Here is a 13,350-nt window from a genome sequence, read left to right on the forward strand (position 1 = left end):
GAGCCCGCATGAACAAGCAAACCGAACCCTTCCTGCTCGACGCCAGCGTGGCGGCGGAAGCATCGCCGCAGGTCGGCATCTCGCGTCCGCACGAATCCGCGCACCTGCATGTGGCCGGCACCGCCACCTATACGGACGATATCCCCGAACTGGCCGGCACGCTGCACGCGGCGCTCGGCATGAGCGCCCGGGCCCATGCGCGCCTGAAATCGATCGACCTGGCGCGCGTGCGCAAGGCGCCCGGCGTGGTGTCCGTGCTGACCGCCGCCGACATTCCCGGCGTCAACGACTGCGGTCCGATCATCCACGACGACCCGATCCTGGCCCGCGACACGGTCCAGTTCATCGGCCAGCCGATCTTCATCGTGGTGGCTTCTTCGCACGACGCCGCGCGCCGCGCCGCGCGTCTGGCCGATATCGAATACGAAGACCTGCCGCCCGTGCTGACGCCCGAGGCCGCGCACGCAGCCGGCAGCTACGTGCTGCCGCCGATGCACCTGACGCGCGGCGAACCCGAGCGCCATTTGCACGCCGCCGCGCATCGTCACAGCGGCAAGATCCAGCTTGGCGGACAGGAACAGTTCTACCTCGAAGGCCAGATCGCCTACGCGGCGCCGCGCGAGAACGACGGCATGCACGTCTGGTGCTCGACCCAGCATCCCACCGAAATGCAGCACGCCGTGGCCCATATGCTGGGCTGGCAGGCGCATCAGGTGCTGGTGGAATGCCGGCGCATGGGCGGCGGCTTTGGCGGCAAGGAATCGCAGTCGGCAATGTTTGCGTGCTGCGCGTCGCTGGCCGCCTGGAAGCTGCTGTGCCCAGTGAAGCTGCGGCCGGACCGCGACGACGACATGATGATCACCGGCAAGCGCCACGACTTCGTGTTCGATTTCGACGTGGGTCACGACGACGCAGGCCACATCGAAGGCGTGCGCGTGGAGATGGTGTCGCGCGCCGGCTTTTCGGCTGACCTGTCCGGCCCGGTGATGACGCGCGCGATCTGCCACTTCGACAACGCGTACTGGCTGCCGAATGTGCAGATCGACGGCTACTGCGGCAAGACAAATACGCAAAGCAATACGGCCTTCCGCGGCTTTGGCGGTCCGCAGGGCGCGTTCGCGATCGAGTACATACTCGACAACGTGGCGCGCAACGTCGGCAAGGATTCGCTCGAAGTGCGCCGCGCCAACTTCTATGGCAAGAACGAGCGCAACGTCACGCCGTACGGCCAAACCGTGGAAGACAACGTGATCCACGAGTTGATCGACGAACTGGCGGCATCGTCCGAGTACAAGGCGCGCCGCGACGCCACGCGCGCATTCAACGAGACAAGCCCGATCCTCAAGAAGGGCATCGCCATCACGCCGGTCAAGTTCGGCATCTCGTTCAACGTCGCGCATTACAACCAGGCAGGCGCGCTGGTGCACGTCTACAACGACGGCTCGGTACTGGTGAACCACGGCGGCACCGAAATGGGCCAGGGCCTTAACACCAAGGTGGCGATGGTGGTGGCGCACGAGCTCGGCATCCGCATGGAGCGCGTGCGCGTGACCGCCACCGACACCAGCAAGGTGGCCAATACCTCGGCCACGGCGGCCTCGACCGGCGCCGATTTGAACGGCAAGGCCGCGCAGGACGCAGCGCGCCAGATCCGCGAACGCCTGGCCGCCTTTGCCGCGCGCAAGGCCGGCGTGGAACCAGACGCGGTGCGATTTGGCGATGACCTCGTCGTGGCGGGCGAGTTGCGCCTGTCGTTCGGCGACCTGGCGCGCGAGGCCTACGTGGCCCGCGTGCAATTGTGGTCCGACGGTTTCTACACCACGCCCAAGCTGCACTGGGACCAGAAGGCGCTGCAGGGACGTCCGTTCTATTACTTCGCTTACGGCGCGGCCTGCTCGGAAGTGATCGTCGATACGCTGACTGGCGAATGGAAACTGCTGCGCGCCGATGCGCTGCACGATGCGGGCAAGTCGCTCAATCCAGCCATCGATATCGGCCAGGTGGAAGGCGCGTTCATCCAGGGCATGGGCTGGCTGACCACCGAGGAACTGTGGTGGAACCAGCAAGGCAAGCTGATGACGCACGCGCCGTCGACTTACAAGATCCCGACCATCAACGACTGCCCGGAAGCATTCAACGTGCGGCTTTTCCAGAATCGCAACGTCGAGGACAGCATCCATCGCTCGAAGGCCGTCGGCGAGCCGCCGCTGCTGCTGCCGTTCTCGGTGTTCTTTGCCATCCGCGATGCAATCGCCGCCGTGGCCGACTACGAGATCAACCCGCCACTGCGCGCGCCGGCCACATGCGAGGCCATCCTCGATGCGGTGCAGGCCGTGCAGGACGCGCGGGCTGACAGCGCGGCGGCCGAAGCCGCCATCGTTTGACGCCAGAGAGAACCACCATGCAGGACGCCCCGCTCAAGCCGTTCCGTTTCGAGGATGCCACGCGCTGGATACGTGCCGGCGTGCCCATTGCGATGGTCACCATCGTCGAGGTCAAGGGCTCCGCGCCGCGCGAGCCGGGCATCCGCATGCTGGTCACCGCAAGCGACCTGGTCGGCACGATCGGCGGCGGCCACCTCGAATGGCGCGGCATGGACATCGCACGGGCGATGCTGGCCAATCGCGACGTGCGGGGCAACCCCCGGCGGCGTATCGAGCGCATTGCCCTGGGCCCGACGCTGGGCCAGTGCTGCGGCGGCGTGGTGAAGCTGGCGTTCGAAGTGCTCAGCGAGGACGACCTGGCTTGGCTGGATGCAGTAATTGCCGCGTTTGCGGCCGGCCGGCCCCTGCAGCGCGCGGTGCCGCGCAGCGCAAGCGTCACGTTCGGACCCAGCGCCGCGCTGCTGCCCGCGGTGGCGCTGCAGGCCGACGACACATGGATCGATACGCTCGTACCCGACCGGATGCACGTCGTGCTGTTCGGCGCCGGGCACGTCGGCCACGCGCTGGTCAAGGTGCTGGCGACGCTGCCATGCCGCGTGCACTGGGTCGACGAGCGCGACACGCTGTTCCCGGGCAACCTGCCCGACAACGTGGAGGCCGAGGCGACCGACACGCCCGAGGCGGTGGTCGATCAGGCGCCAGCGGGCGCTTACTTTATTGTCATGACGCACAGCCACGCGCTTGATCAGCAGCTGTGCGAGCGCATCTTGCGGCGCACCGATTTTGCATACTTCGGTCTGATCGGCTCGAAAACCAAGCGCGCCAAATTCGAGCACCGGATGGTCGAGCACGGCATCGACCCGGCACGGTTGCCCGAAATGACCTGCCCGATGGGTGTCTCGGGCATCACGGACAAGGCTCCGGCTATGATTGCGGTAGCCATCGTCGCCCAGTTGCTTCAGGTTCGCGAACAGCGCATTGCCGCGCTGAACGCAGGCCGGCTGGAGACGGTGCATCCGTAACAGAACAGCCGTGATCCGGCTGTCGCCATAGAAAAGAGGCCCCATGACCATCGATGCCGCGCTGGCGGACAAGATCCGCCGTACTCCCAAGGCCGAATTGCACGTGCATATCGAAGGCACGCTCGAACCCGAGCGCATCTTCCGGCTGGCCCAGCGCAACAACGTCAAGCTGGCCTACCCCGACGTCGAGGCGCTGCGCGCCGCCTATGCCTTCACCGACCTGCAGTCGTTCCTGGACATCTATTACGCTGGCGCCAGCGTGCTGCTGACCGAAGAAGATTTCTTCGACATGACGATGGACTACGTCAAGCGCGCCGCCGCCGATAACGTCCGCCACGCCGAGATCTTCTTCGATCCGCAAACCCACACCGCGCGCGGCGTGCCGATCGGCACGGTGATCGACGGCATTGCCGATGCGCTGGCCCAGGCGCGCACAGAATACGATTTCAGCAGCAGCATGATTCTCTGCTTCCTGCGTCATTTGTCCGAAGAAGATGCCTTCGCCACGCTGGAAGCGGCGTTGCCGTATCGCGACCGCTTCGTCGGCGTCGGTCTCGATTCGTCCGAGCGCGGTAACCCGCCCGAGAAATTCGCGCGCGTGTTTGCCCGGGCCCGCGAACTGGGATTGCATCTCGTCGCGCATGCCGGTGAGGAAGGACCGCCGCAATACATCGCCGATGCGCTCGATATCCTGCAGGTCGAACGCATCGACCATGGCGTGCGTGCGATCGACGACGAGGCGCTGGTGCAGCGCCTGGCGCGCGAGCGGATCGCACTGACCGTGTGCCCGCTTTCCAACCAGAAGCTGATGGTGCATCCGGACCTGCGCGATCACCCGATGAAGCGGCTGCTCGACGCCGGCGTCGCGGTGACGCTCCATTCGGACGATCCCGCGTATTTCGGCGGCTATATGAACGCCAACTGGGAGGCATCGTTCGAAGCGCTGCCGCTCGATGCGGCCGACGCGCACAAACTGGCCCGCAACAGTTTCGAGGCGGCCTTTTTGCCCGATGTGCAGAAGGCCGAATTCCTGGCCGAAGTCGACCATTTCTGGTCGGCCACGCCCTCATCACCGCCCGCGACGGCCAACGTGACCGCCACGACCTGACCGGGTACAAACCAAGAACGCCGGTTGCCACGGCCGCTGCCACATCGGCGCGGTCGAGGCGCCGGCCGTCCCGAGACAAGACGATGACGACTTCCCCCGCAACTGGCACGAAAGGTGCCGTGACCCGTGCCATCCGTGGCCGCATCCTCCACTTCCTGCGCGATCCGCAGTTTCACGAGGACGCCTATCAGTATTGGGAAGACGGGCTCATGATCGTCACGGCTGGCCGTATCGCCGCGGTCGGCCCGTATGAAGACCTGTCGCGTGACATCCCCGTCGGCGCCGAGGTGGTCGATCATCGCGGCAAGCTGATCGTGCCCGGCTTTATCGACACGCACATCCACTATCCGCAGACCGATATCATTGCGTCGCCTTCGCCGGGCCTGTTGCACTGGCTGGACACCTACACGTTCCCAGAAGAACGCCGTTTCAGCGACGCACACTACGCGCGTGGCGTTGCCGATTTCTTTACCGATGAACTGCTGCGCAACGGCACCACGACCGCCATGGTCTGGAGCACCGTGCACGCGGCCTCTGCCGATGCGCTCTTTGCGGCCAGCCAGGCGCGCAACATGCGGATGATTACCGGCAAGGTGCTGATGGACCGCAACTGCCCGGACTTCCTGCGCGATACGCCGGAGTCCGGCGCCCGCGATTCGGCCGACCTGATCTCGAAATGGCACGGCAAGGATCGCCTCGCCTATGCCATCACCCCGCGTTTTGCACCGACTTCGACCGAAGCGCAACTGGCCGCCTGCGGCGAATTGGCGCGCGCGCACACGGACGTCTTCGTGCAGACGCACGTGGCCGAAAATCGCGACGAAGTGAAATGGGTGGCCGAACTGTTCCCCGATGCGCGCAGCTATCTCGATGTCTATGATCGCTACGGGCTGCTGCGTCCAGGCGCGTTCTATGGGCACGCGATCTATCTGGACGATGGCGACCGCCGGCGTCTGGCCGATAGCGGCGCGGCGGTGGCGCACTGCCCCACGTCGAACCTGTTCCTCGGCAGCGGTTTTTACGATTTCCACCAGTCCGATGCGAATCGGCTGAACGTGACGCTGGCCACCGACGTCGGCGGCGGCACCTCGTTCTCGATGTTCCGCACCATGAACGCGGCGCACAAGGTGGCACGCATGGGCGGCTATCACCTGACCGCGCTGCGCATGTTTTACCTGGCGACGCGCGCGGCCGCCGAGGCGCTTGGCTGGCAGGACCGCATCGGCAGCTTCGAAGTGGGTCGCGAGGCCGATTTCATCGTGCTCGATCCGCAGGCAACGCCGTTGATCGCGCGGCGCAGCGCGCGCTCTGAAACGCTCGAGGAACAGCTGTTCGCTTTTGCACTGCTTGGCGATGACCGCGTCATCGACTCCGTGTACGTCATGGGCGAGGCCGCGCAGGCAGTGGCAAGCGCCTGATAGCCCGTGGAAATGTGCTGACTTCGGCGCGCATGACGCGGTCGCGGATTAGCCTTCGTCAGCGCGTGGCGTTGACCAAAATCAACACAATCGTCATCAAACCGCTCTAGCCTTTGGCATTCGTGCGCCCTCTCAAATGGGCGCGGACGGAATTACGAACTCGCTGGACCATTGATGACTGCCCGCTCTGACTCACTCTCGCCGGCCGAGGCGCGCGCCCCGGCCGACGTTTCCTGCGCCCCCCGGCGCCCGCATCCTGCCAACCATACCGCGCTACCCGAGCCCATCGCGCCGGACGCGCCCTTCCCCAACCGCAAGACCATCCGCAGCTGGCTGATACCGCTGGGCAGCCGCAGCACGCCGCGCGCGCTGATGCTGTTCGCCTTCGACTACTCACTGTTCGCCGCGCTGCTGGCCGGCCTGGTACTGGCTGCGGACTGGTGGGCCAAGCTCGGGCTTGGCGTGCTTGCCGGGCTGATCATCGCGCGGCTGTTCATCATCGGCCACGACGCCTGCCACCAGAGCCTTACCGCGCGTCGCGGACTGAACAAGTGGCTGGGCCGGCTCACCTTCCTGCCGTCGCTCACGCCGTACAGCCTGTGGGAAGTGGGCCACAACGTCGTGCATCACGGCTACACCAATCTCAAGGGCTTCGATTTCGTCTGGGCTCCGTACTCGCTCGAGGAATTCCGCGCGCTGCCGCGTTATCGCCGCGTGATGGAGCGCATCTATCGCAATGGACTGGGCGCCGGCCTGTACTACCTGATCGAAATCTGGTGGCTCAAGCTGTTCTTCCCCAGCAAGCGCCAAATGAGCACGCGCCGCCCGATCTTCATGTGGGACTGCGCGCTGGTGGCCGCGTTTGGCGCGCTGTGGATCGGCGCACTTGCGTGGGTGGCGGTTGCCACCGGGCAGTCGGTCGCGTTGATGATCGGCACCGGGTTCGTCGTGCCGTTCCTGGTGTGGAATGCGACGGTCGGCTTTGTGCTCTATGTTCATCACACGCATACGAGCGTCGCGTGGTACGACACCAAGCCGATGTGGGCCAAAGCACAGCCGTTCGTCTCGACCACCGTGCATCTGCGCTTCGGCATGGGTATCGGCGCGGCGCTGCACCACATCATGGAACACACCGCGCACCACGTCGACATGAGCGTGCCGCTTTACCGCCTGAAGCGCGCCCAGGCCATGCTTGAGCACGCGCTACCGGGACGCATCATCATCGAGAATTTTTCGTGGCGCTGGTATTTCCAGACAGCGCGCCGCTGCAAACTCTACGATTTCAAGGCGCTGTGCTGGACCGATTTCCGCGGTCGCCAGACCAGCGAAAACGCTCCGGTACCTGTCTGACGATCGTGTTGCAGTGATTGCAATACAACAACGGGCGCGGTGGACTTTGGCTGCCGCGCCCGTTAGAATTGCGCCTTCCATTGGGGAGTAGCCGCCCTGATCTCACCGCGCCGCGCAATGCGGCACCCGGAAGACAGGGGCGTACGTCAACAGACTTGACCAAATGCCACCTCGGCAAGCGGTTATGGCGTGCGCAGCACGGGACCTTGTGTCCAGCGCCTGGCGAGACCGATGACCATACCTTTCTGGCCGGGCCGGGAAAGGTGTGTGTCATTGGCATCTCGCGAGATGCATTTGCGGCCCGGATATTTCACCAACAATAATGGAATCGTTCCTCGTCTCCACAGGTATCGTCGCGCTCGCTGAAATGGGCGACAAGACGCAATTGCTGTCGCTGGTACTGGCCGCGCGCTACCGAAAACCCATTCCGATCATTCTTGGCATCCTGATTGCGACGCTGGTCAACCACGGCTTTGCCGGCGCGCTGGGCGGCTGGATTACCGGCGTGCTGGGCGCAAACCTGCTGCGCTGGATACTCGGCCTGGGCTTTATCGCGATGGCCGGCTGGATGCTGATTCCCGACAAGCTCGACGACGCCGAAGAAGCCAAGCCCGTCAAAGGCGCGCTCGGCATCCTGGGCACCACGATCGTGGCGTTCTTCTTTGCCGAGATGGGCGACAAGACGCAGATCGCCACCGTGGCACTGGCCGCACGCTTCCATGGCGAGGTAATCGCCGTGGTAGCAGGAACCACGCTCGGCATGATGCTGGCCAACGCACCGGCGGTATTGCTGGGCGACCGCTTCGCCAACAAGATGCCGATCGCACTGGTCCACAAGATTGCGGCGGCGATCTTCCTGGTGCTGGGCCTCCTGGCGCTGTTCAACGTCGGCGGCTGATTTCGGTACGGGCGGCACCACCCTCGGCGCACAGGCCTTTGCACGGCGTAACAGAGCCTTACAACTGCCTGTGTGCCGCCGGCACCCACGCCTCGTTAGAGGAAGCATCCGACCCGTTCGGACCATCCCCACAACGAGGAACAGATGTCAAAGCCAAAGAAAAACAACGGACTGGCCCGCCTGCTGCCTGCCTGGTGTCCGGTGCTGATGGTCGTGGCATGCGCCACGGCCCTGACCGGCTGCGTGACCGAGCGCGTCGTGGTGCGCCAGCCGCCGCCCGCGCAGCATCCCGCACAGATGGTGCGAAACATGCCGCCGCCCGTCCACGAGGACCGTGGCACGCCACCGGGGTATGGCTGGAATTGGGTGCCCGGACACTGGAAGTGGGCCGGCAATGACTGGCTCTGGGTGCATGGCAAGTGGGTGCAGCAGCCAGTGCCCCCGATGCCGGCCGTCATCGTCGAGCAAGTCACGGTGGCGCCTGCCCCGCACGCTTATTGGGTGCCCGGCCATTGGGTCTGGCGTTACGAAGGCGGCGGCGGCTGGGCCTGGGTCAAGGGCGCCTGGCACGGCTGATGAAACGCCGCGCATAAAAAAACGGGGCGCGAAGCCCCGTTCAAACCCTCGCCAGTCCGGAACTGCCGGCTGCCGCAATGGCAGCCTCCGGACCGTCGATCACCGATGCTCGGTCAGAATCAGTTGGCGGTCTTTGCGCCGCCCTCGAACCATTGGCCCAGCAACGCGCGCTCGTCGTCCGTGATCTGCGTGACGTTGCCCAGCGGCATTGCCTTCTGCTGCACGGCCTGCTGGTAGATCAGTTGCGCATGCGCCTTGATACCGTCGACGGTATCGAGCTTGATGCCCTTGGCGGCGGTCGGCATCATCTTCGGCTGCTCGGCATGGCACTGCACGCAACGCGTGTTGATGATTTCCTGCACCTTCACGAAGCTCACCGCGTTGGCGGCGGCGTCGCCACCGTTGCTCGCCACCTGCTGGCGCGGCTGCGGCGCGATCATGAAAGCCACCAGACCCAGACAGGCCACGCCGGCCGCCGGCCAGGCGAAATTGATCTTGCCCTTGTGCTTGAGAATGAAAAACTGGCGAATCAGCACGCCGGCCAGCATCAGCATGATCAGCACGGCCCAGTTGTTCTTGGCCGCGTAGGTCATGCTGTAGTGGTTCGACAGCATCGCAAACAGCACCGGCAGCGTGAAGTACGTGTTATGGACGCTGCGCTGCTTGCCGCGCTTGCCGTGGATCGGGTCCACCGGCTGGCCCGCTTTCAGTGCCGCCACCACCTTGCGCTGACCCGGGATGATCCAGAACAGCACGTTGGCGCTCATGATCGTGGCGATCATCGCACCGGTCAGCAGGAATGCCGCGCGGCCCGAGAACACATGGCACGCCACGAAGGCGGCCACCGCCACGTACAACGCCACCAGAATGCCAACGGTGCGATCGCTCTTGCCGAAGAAGCGGCAGATCGAGTCGTACACCACCCAGCCGATCACCAGGTACGACACCGCAAAGCCAACCGCCGCGCCGGGCGACATGTCATATACGTTCTTGTCGATCAGGAACGTGCTGGCGTTGAACAGGTACAGCACCACGAGCAGCGCAAAGCCGCTCATCCACGTCGAATACGACTCCCAGTAGAACCAGTGCAGGTTCTCCGGCAGCGTCTTTGGCGCGGTGAGATATTTCTGAGGGTTGTAGAAGCCGCCGCCGTGTACGGCCCAGAGTTCACCATCGACGCCCTTTTCCTTCAGGTCGCTGGCGTTGGGGCGCGTCAGGCTGTTGTCGAGCCAGACGAAATAGAACGACGATCCGATCCACGCGATGGCGGTGATGACGTGCAGCCAACGCAACAGCATATTGGCCCAGTCGAGAATGTAGCCTTCCATGACTTGTCTCCTTGTTCCCGTCCGCCTCGATCAGCTGCCGCGGTAGGTCGAGTACGACCACGGCGACACCAGCAGCGGCACGTGGTAGTGCGCGGCGGTATCGGCAATGCCGAAGCGCAGCGTGACCACGTCGAGAAACGCCGGCTCGGGCAACTTGACGCCCTGGGCACGGAAATAGTCGCCAGCACCAAAATCAAGCTCGTACACGCCCGGCGCCAGGTCTGCGCCCTCCAGCAAGGGCTGATCGGCACGGCCGTCGTGGTTGGTCTTGATCGACTTCAGCGTCTCGCGCCGATTGTCGACAATTTTATGAAGGGAAACCGACATGCCGGCACCGGGAGTGCCCGCGGCAGTATCGAGAACGTGAGTGGTCAAGCGTCCCATCCTGTTCTTCCTTTGGAGTGTGGGTTGTGAGGGGCGCCGCTGCCTTCACTAGCACCATTCTTGGGAAATAGTGCCCGCTCGGTACGTGTTTCAACGCATCCCGGCGCTGGATTGGTGCGTGGCGACAATGCGCCAGACCCATCCTGGTGACAACTCGGTAAATACCCGCAGTTGTCAAAAACCGTGGTCGGTTTTGTTGACAATGGTGCTTGCATATCCAAATAATTGTCAACAATTTTTAGATCTGCGCTCCCGAATGATCGATATCAGCGCGCTTGATGTCGACGCCGTACCGGATCGCTACGATCGCTGACCATCGCCTCTCCTGCTAAAGCGAGTGTCCAGGATGTCCAAGAATCTCAAGTTGATTGCCGCCGCGACTGACGCCCAGTTGGGCCCCGCCGACAACAAGCCCGCCCGCAAGGGGTCGGTCGAAGAGCGCATGTATCACGAGATCTATGACGCGATCATGGAACACCGGCTGCCGCCGCGCACCAAGCTGACCGAGCATTCCCTTTGCGAGATCTATGCCACCGCGCGACATACGGTGCGCAAGGTGCTGTCGCGGCTGGCCGCCGACGGCATGGTCGATCTGGAGCCCAATCGCGGCGCGTTCATCGCCAGTCCGTCGACCGACGAGGCGCACGACATGTTCGAGCTGCGCCAGATGCTCGAACGCGCGGTGCTCGAAAAGCTCGCCTCGCTGCCCAACGTGCGCAGCGTGATCGCCCCGCTGCGCAAGATGGTCAACGACGAGCGCCAGGCGTTCCTCACGCACGAACGCCCGCGCTGGATCCGCCTGTCGGCGGAATTCCACACCGCGCTGGCCGAACTGTCCGGCAATGCGTTGCTGGTGACGATGATGCGCCGGCTGGTCTCGCGTACCACGCTGATGATTGCCAGCGTGGAAGCCCCCGGCCACAACGCATGCTCGTTCGACGAGCACGATGAAATTCTCGACGCACTGGAACAGGGCGACGCCGCCCTGGCCCAATCGCGCATGGCGCACCACCTTGGCGCCTGCGCGGACCGCGTGCAGCCGGACGAGCCCGGCAACTTCGATCTTCGCAGCGTGCTGGGCCGCTCCACCTAGCGCAATGTTCCCGCCGCCGGGCAACAGTCGTCCCCTGTTGCCGATGCCGGCCCACCGGATTCGCCCCTATTCCGCCCGTCAGAGGCACGGCGAAACACCGGACAAGAACCGTCAACAATTGCCCACGACAAGAGGCAGCGACAGAACGGTCATCAGGGCCATAACCCGGCGCGCGTTCCCATCAAAACCAAAGGAGAGGAGACACACCATGAATTCCGCAAGCACCACGGTCCCCACGGATCTCACAAATGAGCGACTGCCCTCGGGGCGGTTGCTGGCCCTGGGCCTGCAGCATGTGCTGGTGATGTACGCCGGCACGGTGGCGGTTCCGCTGATTGTCGGCGGCGCGCTCAAGCTGCCGAAGGATCAGCTCGCTTTCCTGATCAATGCCGACCTGTTCGCCGCCGGTCTGGCCACGCTGATTCAGGCCATCGGCTTCTGGAAGTTCGGCATCCGCATGCCGGTGATGATGGGCGTCACGTTCGCGTCGGTGGCGCCGATGATCGCGATCGGCAATGACCCCAACGTCGGCCTGCTCGGCATCTACGGCGCGGTGATCGCGTCGGGCCTGTTCGGCATCCTGATAGCGCCGATGATGGGCCGCATGCTGGGGCTGTTTCCACCGGTGGTGACCGGCACCGTGATCACGCTGATCGGCGTGTCGCTGATGCGCGTTGGCATCAACTGGGCTGGCGGCGGTCAACCCACCACGCGCGCCGTGATCGACGGCGTGGTCAAGGAAGTGCCCAATCTTGCGTACGGCGATCTGGCTAACCTCGGCATTGCCGGACTGGTGCTGGTGGTGATCCTGCTGCTGAGCAAGTACGGTCGCGGCCTGGTGTCGAACTGCGCGGTGCTGATCGGCATCGTCGTCGGCACGCTGGTGGCGATGGCGATGGGCAAGGTGTCGTTCGACGGCCTGAACGAAGCCAGCTACATGGCTGTCATCACGCCGCTGCATTTCGGCATGCCGACCTTCCAGCTCAGCGCTGTGCTGTCGATGTGCATCGTGATGCTGATCACGCTGGTGGAATCGACGGGCATGTTCCTGGCGCTGTCGGACATCACGGGCCGTAAGCTCAGCACCCGGGACCTGACCGCCGGCCTGCGCGCCGACGGGCTGGGCACCGTCATTGGCGGCGTGTTCAACACGTTCCCGTACACCTCGTTCTCGCAGAACGTTGGCCTTGTCACGGTCACCGGCGTGCGCTCGCGCTACGTCGCTGCGGCCGGCGGCGTGATCCTGATCGCGTTCGGCCTGTTTCCGAAAATGGCGCACGTAGTGGCATCGGTGCCGCAATTCGTGCTCGGCGGCGCCGGCATCGTGATGTTCGGCATGGTGGCCGCCACCGGCGTCCGCATCCTCGGTTCGTGCGATTTCAATCGCAACCGGCACAACCTGTTCATCGTGGCGATCTCGATCGGCTTCGGCATGATCCCGACGCTGTCGCCCACGCTGTTCCAGTACCTGCCGAAATGGACCGATCCGTTCACGCACAGCGGCATCGTGCTCGGCACCATCGTCGCGGTGGCGCTGAACCTGTATTTCAACGGCATGCAATCGGCTGAAGAAGCCATGCGCAACGCCGCCGCGAATACGCACGGCACGGAGTAACGCGCCGGACAATCGCAGCTCAACAATTAAATTCGACAATCCGGCGACGACAATCCGCACCGCATCGCCGCCTGCTTGTCAAGGCCGCGGGACCACTTCTGGCACGCGCTTTGCGTAAGGGAAAGCGCTGTCAGGACCCATGCCTGCGAGCCAGCGGTTTTGGTTTCTCCTGAA

Annotated in this window: 12 protein-coding genes and 1 riboswitch; of the genes, 10 read left to right on the forward strand and 2 right to left on the reverse strand. The window is 64.3% G+C overall.

Translation table 11 applies throughout. The features are described 5' to 3' along the window. Positions 1-8: 8 nt before the first annotated feature. The 7 genes from xdhB (at position 9) to F7R19_RS03225 (ending at position 8,756) form a co-directional block, all read left to right on the forward strand. Entirely contained in the window at positions 9-2,384 is a 2,376-nt protein-coding gene (gene xdhB, locus F7R19_RS03195) for a xanthine dehydrogenase molybdopterin binding subunit (protein WP_150979349.1), read from the forward strand. Positions 2,385-2,401: 17 nt separating this feature from the next. Next, positions 2,402-3,406: a xanthine dehydrogenase accessory protein XdhC gene (xdhC, locus tag F7R19_RS03200; protein WP_150979350.1), complete on the forward strand. Its 1,005-nt coding sequence runs from the start codon at positions 2,402-2,404 to the stop codon at positions 3,404-3,406. 43 nt (positions 3,407-3,449) lie between these two features. Further along, the gene (locus F7R19_RS03205; protein ID WP_061958466.1) at positions 3,450-4,514 is read left to right on the forward strand and encodes an adenosine deaminase; all 1,065 of its coding nucleotides are present in this window, start codon (positions 3,450-3,452) and stop codon (positions 4,512-4,514) included. 83 nt (positions 4,515-4,597) lie between these two features. Continuing rightward, complete coding sequence (guaD, locus tag F7R19_RS03210) at positions 4,598-5,932, forward strand: guanine deaminase (protein WP_150979351.1); 1,335 nt, start codon at positions 4,598-4,600, stop codon at positions 5,930-5,932. 174 nt (positions 5,933-6,106) lie between these two features. Beyond that, a complete protein-coding gene (locus F7R19_RS03215) occupies positions 6,107-7,282 on the forward strand; it encodes a fatty acid desaturase (protein ID WP_150979352.1) in 1,176 nt (391 codons plus the stop codon). A 70-nt stretch (positions 7,283-7,352) separates the two neighbouring features. Continuing rightward, positions 7,353-7,574, forward strand: a riboswitch (yybP-ykoY riboswitch). A 30-nt stretch (positions 7,575-7,604) separates the two neighbouring features. Next, a complete protein-coding gene (locus F7R19_RS03220) occupies positions 7,605-8,180 on the forward strand; it encodes a TMEM165/GDT1 family protein (RefSeq protein ID WP_150979353.1) in 576 nt (191 codons plus the stop codon). Between the two features lie 144 nt (positions 8,181-8,324). Next, positions 8,325-8,756, forward strand: a complete 432-nt coding sequence (locus F7R19_RS03225; RefSeq protein WP_211922706.1) for a YXWGXW repeat-containing protein — start codon at positions 8,325-8,327, stop codon at positions 8,754-8,756. A 119-nt stretch (positions 8,757-8,875) separates the two neighbouring features. Here F7R19_RS03225 and F7R19_RS03230 read toward each other — a convergent pair whose 3' ends face one another. Next, positions 8,876-10,084 carry a urate hydroxylase PuuD gene (locus F7R19_RS03230; RefSeq protein WP_061958471.1) on the reverse strand — a complete coding sequence of 403 codons (1,209 nt, stop codon included), beginning with the start codon at positions 10,082-10,084 and terminating at the stop codon, positions 8,876-8,878. Between the two features lie 30 nt (positions 10,085-10,114). After that, on the reverse strand, positions 10,115-10,468 hold the full coding sequence (gene uraH / locus F7R19_RS03235) for a hydroxyisourate hydrolase (RefSeq protein WP_061958472.1): 354 nt from the start codon (positions 10,466-10,468) through the stop codon (positions 10,115-10,117). 85 nt (positions 10,469-10,553) lie between these two features. On the opposite strand from uraH, the gene F7R19_RS03240 reads away from it, so the two are divergent. The 3 genes from F7R19_RS03240 to F7R19_RS03250 all read left to right on the forward strand — a co-directional run bounded on the left by F7R19_RS03240 (position 10,554) and on the right by F7R19_RS03250 (position 13,176). Further along, a complete protein-coding gene (locus tag F7R19_RS03240; RefSeq protein WP_150979354.1) occupies positions 10,554-10,781 on the forward strand; it encodes a hypothetical protein in 228 nt (75 codons plus the stop codon). Positions 10,782-10,814: 33 nt separating this feature from the next. Further along, positions 10,815-11,561 carry a GntR family transcriptional regulator gene (locus F7R19_RS03245; protein WP_061958473.1) on the forward strand — a complete coding sequence of 249 codons (747 nt, stop codon included), beginning with the start codon at positions 10,815-10,817 and terminating at the stop codon, positions 11,559-11,561. A gap of 208 nt (positions 11,562-11,769) precedes the next feature. Beyond that, a complete protein-coding gene (locus F7R19_RS03250) occupies positions 11,770-13,176 on the forward strand; it encodes a nucleobase:cation symporter-2 family protein (RefSeq protein WP_061958474.1) in 1,407 nt (468 codons plus the stop codon). Positions 13,177-13,350: the final 174 nt, after the last annotated feature.

Origin of the sequence: Cupriavidus pauculus (assembly GCF_008801835.1) — a bacterium.
Classification (GTDB): Bacteria; Pseudomonadota; Gammaproteobacteria; order Burkholderiales; family Burkholderiaceae; genus Cupriavidus; species Cupriavidus pauculus.